Source organism: Arachidicoccus terrestris, from assembly GCF_020042345.1.
In the GTDB taxonomy this organism is placed as follows: Bacteria; Bacteroidota; Bacteroidia; order Chitinophagales; family Chitinophagaceae; genus Arachidicoccus; species Arachidicoccus terrestris.
The window spans coordinates 2796985-2814235 of sequence record NZ_CP083387.1 but is presented as its reverse complement, the minus strand read 5'-3'; the positions used below and the strand labels follow the sequence as shown (position 1 = coordinate 2814235).

The 17251-nt window shown below is 42.0% G+C and carries 23 protein-coding genes; all 23 read right to left on the bottom strand.

Annotated features, from left to right (window positions below):
* Positions 1 to 61 precede the first annotated feature (61 nt).
* The 23 genes from K9M52_RS11000 to rplD all read right to left on the bottom strand — a co-directional run bounded on the left by K9M52_RS11000 (position 62) and on the right by rplD (position 17247).
* A complete protein-coding gene (locus K9M52_RS11000; RefSeq protein WP_224068476.1) occupies positions 62 to 3106 on the bottom strand; it encodes a tetratricopeptide repeat protein in 3045 nt (1014 codons plus the stop codon).
* A 743-nt stretch (positions 3107 to 3849) separates the two neighbouring features.
* Positions 3850 to 5085, bottom strand: coding sequence for a BaiN/RdsA family NAD(P)/FAD-dependent oxidoreductase (locus K9M52_RS10995; RefSeq protein ID WP_224068475.1), 1236 nt, complete (start codon positions 5083 to 5085; stop codon positions 3850 to 3852).
* A 220-nt stretch (positions 5086 to 5305) separates the two neighbouring features.
* Entirely contained in the window at positions 5306 to 6127 is an 822-nt protein-coding gene (gene map, locus K9M52_RS10990; RefSeq protein ID WP_224068474.1) for a type I methionyl aminopeptidase, read from the bottom strand.
* Between the two features lie 266 nt (positions 6128 to 6393).
* Complete coding sequence (gene secY / locus K9M52_RS10985) at positions 6394 to 7740, bottom strand: preprotein translocase subunit SecY (RefSeq protein WP_224068473.1); 1347 nt, start codon at positions 7738 to 7740, stop codon at positions 6394 to 6396.
* Between the two features lie 141 nt (positions 7741 to 7881).
* A complete protein-coding gene (gene rplO, locus K9M52_RS10980; protein ID WP_224068472.1) occupies positions 7882 to 8331 on the bottom strand; it encodes a 50S ribosomal protein L15 in 450 nt (149 codons plus the stop codon).
* A gap of 101 nt (positions 8332 to 8432) precedes the next feature.
* On the bottom strand, positions 8433 to 8612 hold the full coding sequence (gene rpmD / locus K9M52_RS10975; protein ID WP_224068471.1) for a 50S ribosomal protein L30: 180 nt from the start codon (positions 8610 to 8612) through the stop codon (positions 8433 to 8435).
* 113 nt (positions 8613 to 8725) lie between these two features.
* Positions 8726 to 9247 carry a 30S ribosomal protein S5 gene (gene rpsE, locus K9M52_RS10970; protein ID WP_224068470.1) on the bottom strand — a complete coding sequence of 174 codons (522 nt, stop codon included), beginning with the start codon at positions 9245 to 9247 and terminating at the stop codon, positions 8726 to 8728.
* A gap of 35 nt (positions 9248 to 9282) precedes the next feature.
* Positions 9283 to 9636: a 50S ribosomal protein L18 gene (rplR, locus tag K9M52_RS10965; protein WP_224068469.1), complete on the bottom strand. Its 354-nt coding sequence runs from the start codon at positions 9634 to 9636 to the stop codon at positions 9283 to 9285.
* A 95-nt stretch (positions 9637 to 9731) separates the two neighbouring features.
* Complete coding sequence (rplF, locus tag K9M52_RS10960; RefSeq protein ID WP_224068468.1) at positions 9732 to 10286, bottom strand: 50S ribosomal protein L6; 555 nt, start codon at positions 10284 to 10286, stop codon at positions 9732 to 9734.
* A gap of 85 nt (positions 10287 to 10371) precedes the next feature.
* Positions 10372 to 10770, bottom strand: coding sequence for a 30S ribosomal protein S8 (gene rpsH / locus K9M52_RS10955; protein WP_224068467.1), 399 nt, complete (start codon positions 10768 to 10770; stop codon positions 10372 to 10374).
* Positions 10771 to 10838: 68 nt separating this feature from the next.
* On the bottom strand, positions 10839 to 11108 hold the full coding sequence (rpsN, locus tag K9M52_RS10950) for a 30S ribosomal protein S14 (RefSeq protein WP_091396083.1): 270 nt from the start codon (positions 11106 to 11108) through the stop codon (positions 10839 to 10841).
* 63 nt (positions 11109 to 11171) lie between these two features.
* Positions 11172 to 11750, bottom strand: coding sequence for a 50S ribosomal protein L5 (rplE, locus tag K9M52_RS10945; RefSeq protein WP_224068466.1), 579 nt, complete (start codon positions 11748 to 11750; stop codon positions 11172 to 11174).
* Positions 11750 to 12088, bottom strand: coding sequence for a 50S ribosomal protein L24 (gene rplX, locus K9M52_RS10940; RefSeq protein WP_224068465.1), 339 nt, complete (start codon positions 12086 to 12088; stop codon positions 11750 to 11752). Before rplX ends, rplE begins: the two co-directional genes overlap by 1 nt.
* Positions 12089 to 12193: 105 nt before the next feature.
* Complete coding sequence (gene rplN / locus K9M52_RS10935; RefSeq protein WP_091396075.1) at positions 12194 to 12562, bottom strand: 50S ribosomal protein L14; 369 nt, start codon at positions 12560 to 12562, stop codon at positions 12194 to 12196.
* Positions 12563 to 12647: 85 nt separating this feature from the next.
* Positions 12648 to 12890: a 30S ribosomal protein S17 gene (rpsQ, locus tag K9M52_RS10930; protein ID WP_449500887.1), complete on the bottom strand. Its 243-nt coding sequence runs from the start codon at positions 12888 to 12890 to the stop codon at positions 12648 to 12650.
* A gap of 51 nt (positions 12891 to 12941) precedes the next feature.
* Entirely contained in the window at positions 12942 to 13157 is a 216-nt protein-coding gene (gene rpmC, locus K9M52_RS10925) for a 50S ribosomal protein L29 (protein ID WP_224068463.1), read from the bottom strand.
* 91 nt (positions 13158 to 13248) lie between these two features.
* Entirely contained in the window at positions 13249 to 13662 is a 414-nt protein-coding gene (gene rplP / locus K9M52_RS10920) for a 50S ribosomal protein L16 (RefSeq protein WP_224068462.1), read from the bottom strand.
* 94 nt (positions 13663 to 13756) lie between these two features.
* The gene (rpsC, locus tag K9M52_RS10915) at positions 13757 to 14518 is read right to left on the bottom strand and encodes a 30S ribosomal protein S3 (RefSeq protein WP_224068461.1); all 762 of its coding nucleotides are present in this window, start codon (positions 14516 to 14518) and stop codon (positions 13757 to 13759) included.
* A gap of 96 nt (positions 14519 to 14614) precedes the next feature.
* Positions 14615 to 14959, bottom strand: a complete 345-nt coding sequence (gene rplV, locus K9M52_RS10910; protein ID WP_224068460.1) for a 50S ribosomal protein L22 — start codon at positions 14957 to 14959, stop codon at positions 14615 to 14617.
* A 47-nt stretch (positions 14960 to 15006) separates the two neighbouring features.
* Positions 15007 to 15276, bottom strand: a complete 270-nt coding sequence (rpsS, locus tag K9M52_RS10905) for a 30S ribosomal protein S19 (protein WP_091396059.1) — start codon at positions 15274 to 15276, stop codon at positions 15007 to 15009.
* 61 nt (positions 15277 to 15337) lie between these two features.
* On the bottom strand, positions 15338 to 16177 hold the full coding sequence (gene rplB / locus K9M52_RS10900) for a 50S ribosomal protein L2 (RefSeq protein WP_224068459.1): 840 nt from the start codon (positions 16175 to 16177) through the stop codon (positions 15338 to 15340).
* A 59-nt stretch (positions 16178 to 16236) separates the two neighbouring features.
* Positions 16237 to 16536, bottom strand: coding sequence for a 50S ribosomal protein L23 (gene rplW / locus K9M52_RS10895; protein WP_091396054.1), 300 nt, complete (start codon positions 16534 to 16536; stop codon positions 16237 to 16239).
* Between the two features lie 75 nt (positions 16537 to 16611).
* A complete protein-coding gene (gene rplD / locus K9M52_RS10890) occupies positions 16612 to 17247 on the bottom strand; it encodes a 50S ribosomal protein L4 (protein ID WP_224068458.1) in 636 nt (211 codons plus the stop codon).
* Positions 17248 to 17251 lie beyond the last annotated feature (4 nt).

Genomic DNA, 17251 nt, shown 5'->3' with positions numbered 1-17251 from the left:
TCAATGTAAAGTGTAAACTTTGATTATAACGCTTCAATTACCATTACTGAATCATATGTTGTTATTCAACACGGCTTTCTTTCTTTTTCTGTGCCAGCACTTGATCTAACTGCGTTTGTGCTTCCTGCTTGAGCGCCTCATCTGAAGCGTTCTCTACGACACTTTTAAGTGTCGCCTCCGCATTAAACAGATCCTTCTCTTTAAAATAAATCTCTCCTAACAAAATATAGGATTTGGTGATCCAGTAATCGTAAGATCCAGATTTATTGATCACATCAAAGGCGGCCTTTTCAGCGTCTTTATAACTTTTTTGCTGCATCAGTATTTCTGCGACGCGGAAGCGGGCCTCTGCTGCATATTCTGATTTGCCCAGTGCATATACCTTCTTATAGGCGTCTGTGGCTCCATCCAGATCGCCTTGTTGCTGCAGGTTCTTCGCGATAATGGTATTAGATATCTGCTTATCGTCATCCGCAATTCCTTTTTGTGAGAGGAGATCCTTTGCATTCGATTCAGCATCAGCCCACTGTTCCAGCTTATACTGACAACGTAATAAGCCCCGCATACTTTCCAGGCGATTCTCAGAAGAAGTGGCAATGTTTTTCAGTTGTTTATAATAAGTCGCCGCTGTTGCGTAATCCTTCTTATCAAAATAATAGAGTCTCGCAGACTGCAGCACCGCATCTTCTGCAAATTTATTCGGAGCTTTACCTGCTACTATGTCATAGTATTTCAGCGCATTGGCATTATCCTTCCGTTGCCGATAAAGGCCAGCCAGATAGTAAGCCGCATCGATACTATGCTGCCCTTCAGGGAACGCACTCAGGTAATTTTCAAAGCCGGTGACAGCCGCGTCAAACTCCTCATTCCCATAAGATTTAAAGGCTGAGATATAAGAAAGTGAGTCCTTCTCCGTATAACTGACCTGTTTGCCGTTTTGCTGCATAAAGGTCATGTATTTTTCCGGTTGGTGTTGATTGATAAAAATATTGCGGACATAAGAAATGGCCTCATTGCTTTGTGCCGCATTAGGATAACGTTTGATCAACTCCTGGAAACTCTGCAAGGATGCGTCATTATTGCCCATATTAAAGTAGGTTACCCCTAAATTCAGATAAGCGTCCGGTTTTAAAGCTTCCTGATCTGAACTCAAAACCTTCTGTAACGGAGCAACAGCCTTGGAGAAATTCTCGCTGGCCATATAGGCGCTGGCCATTTGCAGATTGGCCTCCGCAGCCAGAGAGGAATTCCCATATTGCTGATCAAAGGCCTGCAAATATGCGACTTTGTCAGCCACCCTACCGTATGCGCCGGCAATTACAGCCTTTTGGTAATAAGCGTAGTCCGCAGAAGGCAGGTTTTGACGAATAATATCATCATAAATAGCAGACGCCTGACTATAGTTTTTCTGCATAAAATAACAGTCTGCGGTTCTCAGATAAGCATCTTTCTGTACATTGGTAGAACCACTGTTTGCGTTAGTAGCGACCTTTCTGAAAGCCGTCAGCGCATTATTGTAATCACCGGAGCGCATATAAGCATACCCTAATGTATAATTCGCATCATTGGCATTTACTTCTCCATAATTCACCGGATTCTGGAGATACCTGTTAAGTGATTCTATAGCGCCACTATAATTTTGGGATCTGTATGCCAGTTCACCTTTCCAGAAATAAGCTGGCTGGATTTCTTTGTCATTATAGGGCAGATTAAAAATCCGATTGATCAATTCTGTCGCCTGGGATACATTCTGATCATTGATCAGTTCAACAGCTCTGCCATAAAGGATACGGGGATAGGCCCGTTGCACAATCTCACTTTGTGCACCGCCCAGCGATTGTATAAGTGAAAGGGCTTCTTTATAATTATTCGCGTTAGACAATACGCTAACTAATAATTCTTTGGCTTCCTGATTATAGGTAGAGCCAGGATAGGTGGTAATGAACTTCTTAAGCTCACTTAGTGCCACATCCTGGAACCCTAATTCATAAGATAATTTTGCATAGTTGAAAGTAGAAATGGCTTTTTGTCCCTGATTGGAACTATTGAGCGAACAGAATAAAAAGGCATTTCTGGCACTGCTTTTATCTCCGGTGTGTAAATAAGCATCCCCTAGCAAATACATACTATTTTGGGCAAGCGAGTCTTCTTTTCCACCTAACTCCTTTAAACCTTCAATAGCCTTATTCCACTGCTTATCCTGATAATAGCAATAAGAAAGCTCATAAAGGTCTTCTCTCTTAACTTTTGCACTTTTAGTGATATAATCCTCTAAATAAGGCAGCGCCTGTGCATATTGCCCTTTCTCAAAATAGATATGTCCGGCCAATTGTTTCAGCTCAGTTTCGTAATATTGTCCTCCTGATTTAAGGGACGATTCAGCATAATCCAATGCCTTGTCCTTCTGATCCTGAAAATAATAGATCTCGGCAATATAATAAGGAACAATTTTGCTATAACTGGGGTTGTCTTTTACGATCTGGAGTGAATTAAGTGCATCGTCATAATCCTTCCGATAAAATTCGATAAATCCATAGTAATAGTTTGCGTCGATATAGTTAGGATTGGAGGGCATTTGCCGGATGGCGTTGAAAAGCGGTGCAGCCTCCTCAAATTTTTGCATCGTAAACAGACAGTATCCCTGATGAAACTGCAATTTCGCTGTTTCCTCATTACTCAGGTTAGCTGTCCCGGCCTTTTTATAGTATTCAAGTGCCTGATCAAAATTCTCTTTCCTGAAATAATATTCTGCCAGCTGGAAACTCAGCATTTGCACCAATGGGGTACTATGCTCAAAATGGACAAACTCTTTGGCGGATTGTTCGGCAGAAGCCTGATTCAGCATCAAAGAACAGGATAAAGTATAAAATCTGGCTTCTACAGCCCTGGTTTCTGGTATATTGCTTTGCTGATAAGGAGCAGAATAAGTAAGCGTTTTAAAAATCGGATAGGCCAGACTATATTGCCCTCTGAAATACAGATCCTTCGCCTGTTTAAATTCACCATCAGGATCTGTATTGATTTTAGTAGCCTGTGCCTGGATTTGGACCGTACAGCCTACAGCAGCTACGACCGTCAACCCAACAAATTTTATCGAACGACTCATATTAAAAATTTAATGCGAAAGTTAAACAAATAGTTTGCCTAAAACTATAAGAAATATCTAAAAATCCGTATAAAGTTACTGGTAGACGCCCACCTACCGCAAATAATTGACCAATTGTGCATAACAATTCAGTCCAGGCTTGATTTTATGCAGTTATCCACACCCATAGACGCCTACTTGAGATATGAGGTTTAACGGATTAAGTTACTGCGGCGTTATTTCTACTTTTTTATCAAGAACGCGGTCTCATCTTGTATATATTTCACATGCATTTTTTTAAAAATATAATTTTAAACACAATTGATTGTCAGATTATGACACTCTCCCCGATAACTTTGGTAACAATTGCAAGTAGGGGAAAGCTGAAAACCCTTTAATAGAGTAAGCATCACCCAGTAAATACGACAAAAATGGCAATCGTAAGCACATTGTTAGCACTGATCGCTTCCCTGCTAGGCAGCTTGGGTCTGTAAGGTCAAACGAATTTACCTGACAATTAGCTCCGGTGTCGCCGGAAGTCTGTTTCCCATGGCCCCGGTCAGCGAAACTCAGGTACGGGGGAAAGCTGAAAACCCTTTGAACAGAGTAAGCATCACCTAGTAAATACTAAAGAAATGGATATCTTAAACACACTTTTGGCTCTCCTGGCTGCTCTATTAGGTAGCCTGGGCCTTTAATGATCATTGTGACTTTTAAACAACAAAAGATCTTCCCCTGCTCTTCAAAAAACAGCAGGGGATTTTTTATGTATTTATTTGACCGGCAATATGTGTGGCTGCTACAAAACCACTTGACCAAGCATGTTGAAAATTAAAACCTCCGGTAACACCGTCAACATTCATTACTTCACCTGTAAAGTAAAGACCTTTTTGTAGTCTGCTTTCCATCGTCCGGGGATCAATCTCAGCCAGGTTCACCCCTCCGCAAGTCACAAACTCTTCTTTAAATGTCGTTTTACCGTTTATGCTGTAGACATCAGCAATTAAGTGTTGAATCAGCTTGTTTTGTGGCCCGGAAGGCAATTTAGACCAATAAAGATCCTCGGCGATACCTGCAGCTTTTAAAAGATAGCTCCAGAGTCTTCTGGGCAGGCCAAACGGGTTTTTATCTCCCATGGGCCTGGCAGCTAACCTGTCTCTAATTTCCTGCCAGCTGTCTCTGAGTCTTTTCTCCGGCCAGATTTCTCCGAGCCAGTTGATCTGTACTGAAAACTGATAATTATTGCCCGCCAGCCATTCTGCTCCCCAGGCGGACAGCTTGAGTACGGCCGGGCCACTAAATCCCCAATGGGTAATAAGTATAGGTCCTGATTGCTTCAGTTTTGCACCTATGATACGTACAGTCGCTACTTCTACACTGACACCCATCAATTCGGTTACAGAATGTTTGCCCAGATTAAAGGTAAATAAGGAAGGCACGGGCGGATGGATAATATGACCAAGATCTGCAAGAAATTGATATCCTGCGGCCTTCATAAGCCCTCCGGTGGCAACACAGACAAAATCAGCCAATAATGGCACAGCTTGCCCTAAAAGATGCAATTGCCAGATAGCTTCTTTTTTCTGCAGCGCAACCACAGCCTGATGCAGCATTACTTTGACGCCATATTTTGCAGCGTCCTTTTCTAATACGTCGATAATGGACTGGGAGTTATTGCTTACGGGAAAGACGCGCCCATCTGCTTCCGTTTTAAGAGCGACGCCCCGCTGTTCAAACCAGGATGCAGTGTGTCCTGCGGCGAACTGATGAAGGGTACGCTTAAGTAGTCTCGCGCCTCTGGGGTAATGATCCACAAATGTCGCTATTGGCAGCTCCCGGTGCGTCACGTTGCAGCGGCCGCCGCCGCTAATCCTGACCTTGCTTAACGTTTTACCTGTTTTTTCCAGTATGGTCACCTTCAGCTCGGGGCATAATCTGGCGGCGTTTACTGCACAAAAATATCCTGACGCGCCTCCTCCAATGACCACTAAATGCTGCATAAAACGAGGTTTAAATTAAAATATCATGCTGGCAATCAATAAACAAGGAGTAAAAAAGGCAAATTTTACATTTTCAATAAGAAAGTGTAATTTTGGTAAGGCATGGTACAGAAATTCCCTTTAAATTTTACAGTACCATTCTGGTATTTGTGTAACGACAACCTAAGTTTGCAGATTCTTTTGAATGCTGTTTACGCCTGTACCATGCTTTTTAAACTTCTTATTTATCCTCTTGGATATTGTGATAAGAGGTATTTAGATTGCTATTAGTACGTTCAGCCGCTTCAATAATAGAAAAATCAGATAATATCAGCGCTTTCCCTTCTTTGACACATACATTATGCTCAAAATGTACTGAAGGCTGCCCGTCTCTTGTACGAATCGTCCAACCATCCTTCTCCGTGAAGATGTTCCTTTTTCCCAGATTGATCATCGGTTCAATGGCAATAGTCATATTGGTTTTCAGCTTCGGACCAGTTCCCCTTTTTCCGTAATTAGGCACATTAGGTTCTTCATGCATGGTCTTACCTAACCCGTGCCCTACCAGCTCACGAACGACGCCATAGCCATATTTACCTTCCGTATGACTCTGTATCGCGTACGCTATATCCCCAACACGATTGCCAGTAACAGCTTTTTCAATTCCCTTATATAGAGCTTCCTTGGTAACACGTACTAATTGCAGGTTTTCGGGTGTCGTTTCTCCCAATATAAAGGAATAGGCATGTTCTCCCACGTAGCCCTCCTTAGTAATGCCCAGATCAAGGGAAACAATATCGCCTTCCTTCAATGGTGTACTATTGGGAAACCCGTGCACAACGACATCATTGACAGAAGTACACATATTATAAGGATAGCCATAATAATTATAAAAAGTCGGTATGCCCCCCTCAGCCAGGATCATTTCCTTACACATTTCATCTATTTGTAAAGTCGTCATACCTGGCTTAAGAATCTTGGCTACTTCAGCTAAAATACGGCTGATCGTGGTTGCATTTTGCTGCATGATCGCCACTTCGGCGTTGGTTTTTGTCTGAATCATCAAATACGGATATGGTAGGTTTAAAAAGGCGGCCTTACATATGGGACCTGCCCGGCTCCCGGATCACATAACTAAAACTGAATGCTAAGCATTTACCCCGCAAAATTAATAAATTAAAAACAATTATACCTAATTAGATACACGACAAAGCCATAATACACAGTTAATAAGAATATAGGCACAAAAGAAACCGACCTGTCTGTTTCATGTAGATCCAGACAGGTCGGTCACAATATTTGCAAGTATGTTGATATCGAGTATAAATCTTAGATGCCACTACCTACATGGCTACGGCCATGTACTCTCGCACCACCACTCATCAGGCCATCATACTGTCGCATAAGCAGATGTGTTTCGATCTGCTGTAAAGTATCCAGAATTACGGCTACCATGATCAATAGGGACGTACCGCCAAAATAGTAGCTGAAGCTCTGTTGAACACCCAACATCTGTGCGAAGCCTGGCAGGATACCCGCGATGGCCAGCGCAACCGCACCAGGAAAAGTAATACGGTCCATGATAGAACCAATATAATCCGCCGTCGGCTTACCGGGTTGTACACCAGGAATAAAGCCGTTGTTCCTTTTCAGGTCTTCACTCATCTCTTTTGGATTGAAGATCAACGCCGTATACAGAAAAGTGAAGGCAATGGTCATACCGCCGTAAATCACCATATACCAGACATTGGTGTGGTCACCGAAGATTTTGACGATGGTGCCTTCCTTATCCAGATCCGTGAATGAAACCAGCGTCGGCAGAAACATGATTGCCTGTGCAAAGATAATTGGCATTACACCGGCAGCATTCACTTTCAAAGGAAGAAACTGACGAGCGCCGCCTACTTGTTTGTTACCCATTAACTGTTTTGCATAGATCACAGGTACTTTTCTCACACCTTCCACAAGTAAGACCAGTGCCATGTTGATGCCGATATAAAAGGCAATTTCAATTAAGAAGATCAACAGGCCACCACCGCCTTTTACTTGCTTAGACTGGAACTCCTGGATAACCGCCTGTGGAAGACTGGATAGGATACCAATCATGATGATGATAGAGATACCATTACCCAGGCCCTTATCCTGTATCTTTTCACCGAGCCACATAACAAACAGAGATCCTGCGGTCAGTACGAACAGGGTAGAAACAAAGAAATATGGCTGATAAGATGGAATCAAAGCGACCGCATAAGTAGGGCTTTTTAATAAAGAGATATACGCCACTGCCTGGAAAGCTGTTACAATCACCGTCAAGTAACGTGTAATCTGATTAATTTTCTTTTGCCCACTTGAGCCCTCTTTCTGGATTTTCTGCAATTGCGGTACCAATACGGTTGCCAACTGCATAAAGATAGAAGCGGAAATATATGGCATCACGCCCAAGGCAAGAATACCTGCCTGAGAAAACGCACCACCTGCAAAAGTATCAAACATTCCTAATAAGCCATTATTTTGCGTTTGTGCAGCGGCAGCAGAGATTTTATTGGGATCAATCCCCGGAATCACCACATGCGCTCCAAACCTGAACACCAGAATCAGCAGTAACGTGAAGACAATCTTCTCCCGTAATTCATCAATGCTCCAAATATTTTTTAAGTTCTGGATTAACTTTTTCATTCCTTTTCGATAGTTATTATTTTAGTTCAAGTTATGACTATAACCAAGACTAAAAGAGTTGTGAGCGTCTAAAAGTTAGGACAACGCAATTTAAGACAAAAAGACGCATCACGAGGGATGCGTCCGGAATTTATTTTTAAATTAGTTTAAAACTTCAACCGTTCCGCCTGCAGCCTCAATCGCCGCTTTAGCTTTTGCACTGGCCGCATGAACTTTGAAGGCAACTTTAGATGCGATCTCACCGTTTCCTAGGATTTTAACCTTATCGGTTCTGGAAACCAGACCATTGATATACAGGTTTTCCAGAGAGAATTCTTCTAATTTATATTTCTCAACCAGTAACTCAACCTGAGCCAGGTTAAATACTTTGTAAGAAACATGTCCTGGATTCTTAAACCCGCGCTTCGGAACCCGACGTTGAATAGGCATCTGACCACCTTCATGGGCCATTTTGGTTTTATAACCGGCACGGCTCTGGCCACCTTTATTACCTTTAGTAGAAGTACCACCTTTACCAGAGGCTTCACCACGTCCAAGACGTTTTACTTTGTGCACCGCACCTGCTGCGGGCTTTAATTCATGTAATTTCATTGTATTGATTTTTATACTCAACGGGGAATCGCCCCTCGCCTAAATTTAAGTGCAGCAAAAATATACATTAATTTTAAACTGCAAAATCTTTATATCCGCTATTAAAGCTTCTCCACTTTCACCAAGTGGCTAACCGCCTTAACCATTCCTTCAATCTGTGGTGTGGCTTCAACTTCACGGGAAGCATTCATCTTTTTCAGACCTAAAGCCTTCAGCGTCAATTTTTGACGTTCTGGTCTGTCGATTGCACTTTTAATCTGTGTTATTTTAATCTTTGCCATCTTTTTGAGGTTAATGAAACAGTTTCATGTCCGAATCCTGCTTCCTTCTTTAAAAATATTCCATTCTCGGGTGGAAAAGACTGATAAATTGTCTTCCCACCAGGCTCCAAGTCTTACCCGTTGAATACTTTGGAGACCTTGATACCGCGTTGACGAGCAACATCCAGCGGCTCACGCAACATAGTCAGTGCCTTTACGGTTGCCTTAACCACATTCTGTGGGTTAGCAGATCCCAGGTTCTTGGACAAAACGTCAGTCAGACCAGCGCTTTCCAGAACGGCACGCATGCTACCTCCGGCAATTACACCAGTACCAGCTGCTGCAGGCTTGATCATTACTTTTGCTGCGCCAACTTTTGCATGTTGTTCATGAGGAATAGTACCTTTATGTACAGGAACTTTCACCAGATTCTTCTTGGCATCTTCAATTCCCTTTACAATTGCTTCCTGAACTTCTTTTGCTTTACCCAAACCCTGTCCTACAGTACCAGCGCCGTTACCAACAACAACAAGTGCGGAGAAGCTAAAAGTACGCCCGCCTTTGGTTGTTTTCACAACACGGTTAATAGTGACAACTTTTTCTTTGAATTCAGAATCAGCTGCTGGTTTTCCTCTTTGAATATTTGTATTAGACATTGACATCTATTTACTGTAAACTAAAAATAATTGAATTAAAATTGTAAACCACCTTCTCTTGCACCTTCAGCAGCTGCTTTAACACGACCATGGTACAAGTTACCACCGCGATCAAAAACAACTTCCTGAATGCCTAATTCCTGTGCTTTACGTGCTATAGCAGCACCGGCTAACTTAGATTTTTCAGTCTTAGTGCCGGACTGAGCAGCGATATCCTTATCTCTTGTAGAAGCTGCAGTAATGGTTACGCCTTCATCGTCATTGATCAGTTGCAAATACAAAGAAGTATTGCTTCTAAATACAGACAAACGAGGTTTTGCTGCTGTTCCGCTGACCTTCTTACGGATACGATAACGGATCTTTTGTTTTTTCTGTAATGTGTTGCTCATTTTATTTATTTTATAATTCTCCGATACTGCCGGAAAATATGCTATAATTATATGAAAAGTATGGGATAGGTTGGCTACCCCATACGGATAAAATATTATTTACCAGCTGCTTTACCTGCCTTACGACGGATAACTTCGCCAACATATTTAACACCTTTACCTTTGTACGGCTCTGGTTTACGTAAACTGCGGATTTTAGCAGCTACCTGGCCCAAAAGCTGTTTATCGTGGCTTTCCAGTTTGATCAATGGGTTCTTACCTTTCACCATTTCGGTAGCAACTTTCAATTCCTTAGGTACATCAACAACAATGTTGTGGGAGTAACCCAGAGACAGATCCAACAGATTGCCCTGATTAGTCGCTTTATAACCTACACCGACTAATTCCAGATCTTTAGTGAACCCTTCAGAAACACCTTTCACCAGATTAGCCAGGATTGAACGATATAAACCGTGCAAAGCCTTGTGACGAATCTGATCTGTAGGGCGACTTACTTTCAGTTCAGTGCCTTCTACTTCAACCGTAATATCGCGGTCGATTTTTTCTGTTAATTCCCCTTTAGGGCCTTTTACCTTAACAACATTTGCCTTATCGACAGTCACTGTGACACCGGCAGGGATAACAATGGTTTTCTTACCAATACGAGACATACAATAAATTTTTAATAGTCGATGAAAAACTCTTGAACCGATCAGCTGTGTATGTCCAGCTTAATGTATTCAGGAGTCAAAAATATTAATAAATGTGGCAAAGAACTTCGCCACCTACATTCTCAGCTTTTGCTTGCTTAGCAGTCATGACACCTTTTGAAGTGCTGATGATTGCTACGCCTAAACCATTGATAACTCTTTTAAAGTCAGCAGGCTTAGAATATTGACGCAGACCTGGGCGGCTGATACGCTCTAAAGCTTGGATAGCCGGACGTTTTGTTTCAGGATCATACTTCAGGGCGATTTTGATAATACCCTGTTTGTTGTCATCCTCAAATTTGTACTTCAGGATATAACCTTGAGCATACAGAATTTCTGTAATACGTTTTTTCAGGTTAGAAGCAGGGATTTCCACTATTCTGTGACCTGCCATTTGAGCATTACGAACCCTTGTCAAGAAGTCTGCTATAGGATCTGTTACCATTTGTATCTAAATTAATACGATTGTAAAATTGATTAAAACTATGAAACGCGCCATGTGGCGTTCCCCGATTACCAGCTGGCTTTTTTCACCCCTGGAATCTTACCATCTAATGCCATATCTCTGAAAATAACTCTGGACAGGCCAAAGTAGCGGATATAACCTCTGGGACGACCAGTCAGCTGACAACGGTTTTTCAAACGAACCGGTGACGCATTCTTTGGAAGTTTATCCAAAGCTGCGTAATCACCTGCTTCTTTTAAAGCTGCACGTTTAGCTGCATATTTAGCAACCAGTGCTTCGCGTTTTCTCTGTCTGGCTTTGATAGATTCTTTTGCCATAATACTTATGATTTATTTATGAAGCAACAAAGTCGGAACTTTCCTGCTCCTAAATGGAATAAATTAATTGCTTTGCTCTTTTTTGACATTCTTGAAAGGCAGACCCAGTTCTTTTAATAACTCATATGCTTCTTCATTATTTTGAGCAGAAGTTACGAAGGTTATATCCAGACCAGTGATCTTGTTTACTTTATCAATATCAATTTCAGGGAAAATGATCTGCTCAGTAACGCCCAAAGTGTAGTTCCCGCGACCGTCGAAAGCTTTATCACTGATACCTTTAAAGTCACGTACACGTGGCAGGGATACGGAAATCAGACGATCCAGGAATTCGTACATTTTCTCACCGCGCAGAGTTACACGTGCTCCGATAGGCATTCCTTTTCTCAGTTTGAAGTTGGAAATGTCCTTCTTGGAGTAGGTCGTTACAGCACGCTGACCAGAGATAGTGGTTAACTCATCTACAGCAATTTCAACTAATTTCTTATCAGCTACTGCTCCGTTTACACCGCGGTTTAAACAGATTTTTTCCAATTTAGGTGCTTGCATTACGGATTTGTAAGCAAACTTCTTGATCAGCGCAGGTACCACTTCTTTAGTGTACTTGTCGGCCAATCTTGGTGTATATTTTTGTGTGCTCATTATTTAATTGCCTCCCCGGATTTTTTAGATATACGTACTAATTTACCATTGTCACGGGAGCGTTTGATCCTGGCAGGTCCGCCGGCTTTAGCATCCCACAACTGTACATTGCTGATGTGAATAGGTGCCTCCACTTTTACAATACCGCCTTTGGTGTTTGTAGCCGAAGGTTTGGTATGCTTGGAGACGATGTTAACACCCTCAACCACTACACGACCTTTGTCGATAATTACTTGCAATACCGTGCGGGGTTTCTTAAGGTCTTTATCATCGCCAGCAATGACGACTACTTTGTCCCCTTTTTTGATATTGTATTTAGGTTTAAATCTATTGCTCATATTTGTATGCTTAGTGCTTCAAGCGGACTCGCTAAAAGCTAAACTAAAAAATTTTGTCATTTTGTACCGGTAAATCAAATTGTCCGGTATGGGAGCTCAAATTGCTTAAAGAACTTCAGGCGCCAGGGAAATGATCTTCATGTACCCTTTATCACGCAGTTCACGGGCAACAGGCCCGAAAATACGTGTTCCGCGAGGTTCATCGGAGTTGTTCAACAGAACAACCGCATTGTCATCAAAACGGATATAGGAACCATCCTTACGACGTAACTTATTCTTGGTTCTTACGATAACGGCTTTAGAAACGGTACCTTTTTTGACACCGCCGGCTGGGATTGCATCCTTAACGGTGATGACGATCTTGTCACCGATCTTTGCATAATCCTGACCGGAATTACCCAGAACGCGGATGCAAAGTACTTCTTTAGCTCCACTGTTATCAGCTACACGTAGCCTACTTTCTTGCTGAATCATTTTATTTAGCTTTTAGCTGAGATTAATAGTCAATTAATCACAATCAATTTTATTATTCAAAAGGAAACCGCTGGTCTCAGAAAGCCTATTTAGCTTTTTCAACGATCTCAACCAGTCTCCAACGTTTTGTTTTGCTCAGGGGACGAGTTTCCATGATCTTTACAACGTCACCAATATTGGCTTCGTTCTTTTCATCATGTGCATGAAACTTGGTCGTCTTCTTTACAAATTTACCGTACATAGGGTGCTTAACCTTCCTTTCAACCGCAACCGTAATGGTTTTGGTCATCTTGTTGCTGCTAACCACACCTACTCTAGATTTACGCAAATTTCTTTCGGTCATTTTACTTAATTTTTCATTGCCTATAGGGGCAACATATTATTTTACGCTAAGTTCTCTTTTTCTCAATTCGGTTTTAACCCGAGCGATGTCTCTTCTGAAAAGACGGATGCTCATCGGATTTTCTATCGGAGAAATAGCATGAGCGAATTCCATTTTTTTCAAACGAAGTTCATCTTCCTGAATGCGAGCCTTCAGGTCTTCTACAGACATATTCTGAAGGTTTTTGTTAAATTCTACTGCTTTATTAGGCATTAGTGATGAATTTTATTTTTTGATAAATACTATCGGCCTGTAAAGTGGTGGCTTAACCAACGTCCCATACGAACCGACCGGACTTTTATAATTATAAATCTCTGCGCGTTACAAACTTAGTCGCAATGGGCAGTTTAGCAGCAGCCAGCTTCATCGCATGCTGTGCAATCTCCTGTGAAACACCGTCACATTCGAAAATAATACGTCCCGGTTCAACAACTGCAGCCCAATATTCAGGGTTACCCTTACCTTTACCCATACGCACCTCTGCAGGTTTTTTAGTGATGGGCTTATCAGGAAATATTCTGATCCAAACATTACCTTCACGTTTCATAGCACGTGTCATTGCCTGACGTGCTGCTTCAATCTGACGGTTGTTCAACCAAATAGGTTCAACCGCTTTAAGAGCGTAAGATCCGAAGGAGATAGTAGTCCCTCTTTTGGCAACATTTCTAATGCGCCCTTTCTGTGCTTTCCTGTGTTTTGCTCTTTTTGGCTGTAACATCTTATGATAATTTGATCTTTTAAATGTGCTAATAAGCTAATGATTCACCTTGCCATACTAGCACATTAGCTAAATAGCCTTATTAGCTAAATAATTAATTTCTTCTGTCTCTTCTATCGCCACCGTGAGATCTTCTGTCTCTTCTGTCGCCGCCTCTATCACCACCGTGTGATCTTCTGTCTTTAGAATCACCACCGGCTATAACATTAGGGTTCAGATCTCTCTTACCTAATACTTCACCTTTACAAACCCATACTTTAAGGCCGATCTTACCATATACAGTCTGTGCAAAAACACTTGCATAATCGATATCCATACGGAACGTATGCAGCGGAATGCGACCTTGTTTGAATTCCTCAGAACGGGCAATTTCAGCACCACCCAAACGACCGCTGGCTTTCACTTTGATACCTTCAGCACCCATACGTAATGCAGAAGCTACTGCCATTTTGATAGCTCGCTTGAAGTTAATGCGATTTTCGATCTGACGTGCGATTGTATCGCCGATGATAGCCGCATCAATTTCCGGGCGGCGGATCTCCAGAATGTTAATCTGAACGTCCTCTTTATTTGTCAGTTTTTTCAATTCTTCCTTGATACGATCAACTTCGCCGCCACCTTTACCGATGATGATACCTGGCTTGGAAGTATGGATAGTAACAATCAACTTACCTAAAGTACGCTCGATTACAATCTTGGCTACGCCGCCTTTGTTAATACGTGCATTCAGATAGGTACGGATTTTATTATCTTCAATCAGACGATTTGCATAGTCTTTCTTGTTACCATACCAGTTGCTGTCCCATCCACGGATGATTCCTAATCTGTTACCAATAGGATTTGCTTTTTGACCCATATTGTTGATTTGAAAATTCGAAAGTTTGATGCTGTCGCACTTTCAATGTTTATTTGTTTAATACGTAACGAACTGGTCGCTACCCGTTTTCTTTAATTATGCTTTTGTATCCACTATGATGGTTACATGATTGCTGCGCTTACGGATCTTGTGACCACGTCCTTGCGGAGCAGGACGCATTCTCTTGATCGTACGCCCACCGTCAACATAAATAGTTTTCACCACCAGATTTGCATCCGCTGCACTCTGTCCATCATTTTTCTGCTCCCAGTTTGAGATGGCGCTTTTCAGCAACTTAGCCAGTGGCTTCGCATTATGCTGAGGATGAAATTCCAGGATAGAAAGAGATTTCTCTACTTCCATACCACGGATAACATCTGCCAACAAACGCATTTTACGTGGCCCTGTAGGATAATTCTTTAATTTAGCTACTGCTTCCATTTTCTTATATTTTTGTGTCAGGCGTTACCCGACTCAACTTTTTATAATTATTTTTTGCTACCTGCGTGACCTCTGAAGTTTCTGGTTGGCGCAAACTCTCCGAGCTTATGTCCTACCATAAATTCCGTTACATAAACGGGAATGAATTTATTACCGTTATGAACTGCAAAAGTCTGTCCCACGAAATCGGGAATAATTGTGGAGCGACGGCTCCATGTTTTGATTACAGACTTCTTTGCTTTGCCATCAATGATCGCCTGAACTTTTTGTTCCAGGTTAGCATCTACGTATGGGCCTTTTTTAATTGAACGAGCCATAATTTATATTGTTTGTTTATTTGTCCCCGGTCTGACCCAGGAACCATTTTAACAGATTGAACTATTTGTTAGATAATTTTTTACCGTTGCTTCTCTGAATAATCAGTTTATCAGAACCTTTTTTCTTACGGGTAATTTCACCCTTAGCGTATTTGCCGGTGCGAGAACGTGGATGTCCACCGGAAGCGCGGCCTTCACCACCACCCATTGGGTGATCAACCGGGTTCATCGCAACACCTCTGACACGGGGACGGATACCTTTCCAACGGTTAGCACCGGCCTTACCAGCACTCTGCAGGCTATGATCGCTGTTAGAAACAACGCCCACCGTAGCGTAGCCATTGATCAATACTTTTCTTAATTCACCGGAAGGCATTTTCAGAACAGCATATTTTTCTTCCTTATTGCTCAGCTGAGCGGAGGTACCCGCACTTCTAGCAAGCTTAGCTCCCTGACCGGGTTGCAGCTCGATGTTGTGAATAGTGGTACCTAAGGGCATATTTTTCAGTTTCAGCGCGTTACCTAATTCAGGAGCAACACTGTCACCGGAAATAACGGTAGCACCTACCTGAAGTCCCTGAGGAGCGATGATATAGCGCTTTTCACCATCAGTATATTGTAACAGCGCGATAAAGGCAGTACGGTTCGGATCGTATTCGATAGATACGACTTTCGCTTCGATGTTCGCTTTATCACGTTTAAAGTCAATGATACGGTAGTGCTTTTTGTGTCCACCACCTTTGTAACGCATCACACGACGCCCCTGGGAGTTACGGCCAGCCTTCTGGTGTTTCTTTTCCAGTAAGCTCTTTTCAGGCTCATTTGTTGTGATCTCTGCGTAAGCATTCCCAATTTTCCAACGGGTTCCCGCGGTCATTGGTTTGAATTTCTTTAATGCCATTTTATCTACTTTTATGCGAAATTTTCAGCTTCGCTTACTATAATTTGTGAATGTTTAATTTAAACTGTACCGTAAAGATCGATTGTATCGCCCTCAGCAACGGTTACATAAGCTTTCTTGTAAGCAGGCTTTCTGCCTTCTACATATCCGGCTTTAGTAAAACGGGTTTTGTTTTTTGCCGGTACAACGATGGTATGTACTTCTTTTACGGTCACTCCGTAAAAAGATTCGATCGCATCTTTGATCTCCAGTTTGTTCGCCCGACGATTTACACGGAAAGCAAATTTGTTCAGCTTTTCGCTTTGAGCATTTGCCTTTTCGGTAAGGATGGGTTTTATTAAAACTTCTGTAAGTTTCATCTGTTTATTTTTTTATTTCTGTCTGACAGACGTTATGCCTGGGCATAAGTGATTCAAATTCTATTAGATCCCTTTTTAAGCTGCCGCTTCTTCTTTATCAGATAAAAGCTTCGCTGCATCTTCAGTAAATACGACGATGTCTGCATTTACCACATCATACGTATTGATGTCAGCCAGTAATGTGCTACCAACTCTTGGTAAGTTTCTCAGGCTCAGGTAAACATTGTCGTTATACTCTGGTAATACAAATAAAACTTTCTTACCAGCAACATTCAGATCGGCCAATAACTGTGCGAATTGTTTTGTTTTAGGAGCATCATAGGTGAGATCTTCTAAAACAACAATTGCGCTTTCCTTAGCTTTATGAGAAAGGGCACTGACTTTAGCCAGGTCTTTCACTTTTCTGTTCAGCTTGATGGTGTAAGCGTGCGGTTTAGGTCCGAAGATCGTACCACCACCTTTATATAAAGGGTTGCGGATGTTGCCTTTACGGGAACCTCCGGTACCTTTTTGTTTGTGTAATTTGCGGCTTGCACCCTGAACTTCAGCGCGGGTCTTTACTTTATGTGTTCCCTGACGTCTTGCAGCCAGATACTGCTTAACGGCCAGATAGATCACGTGATTGTTCGGTTCTGCGCCAAATATTTCATCAGGCAACTCAACGGATCTGCCTGTAGATTTTCCTGTTGTATTTAAAACTTCTAATTGCATGTTT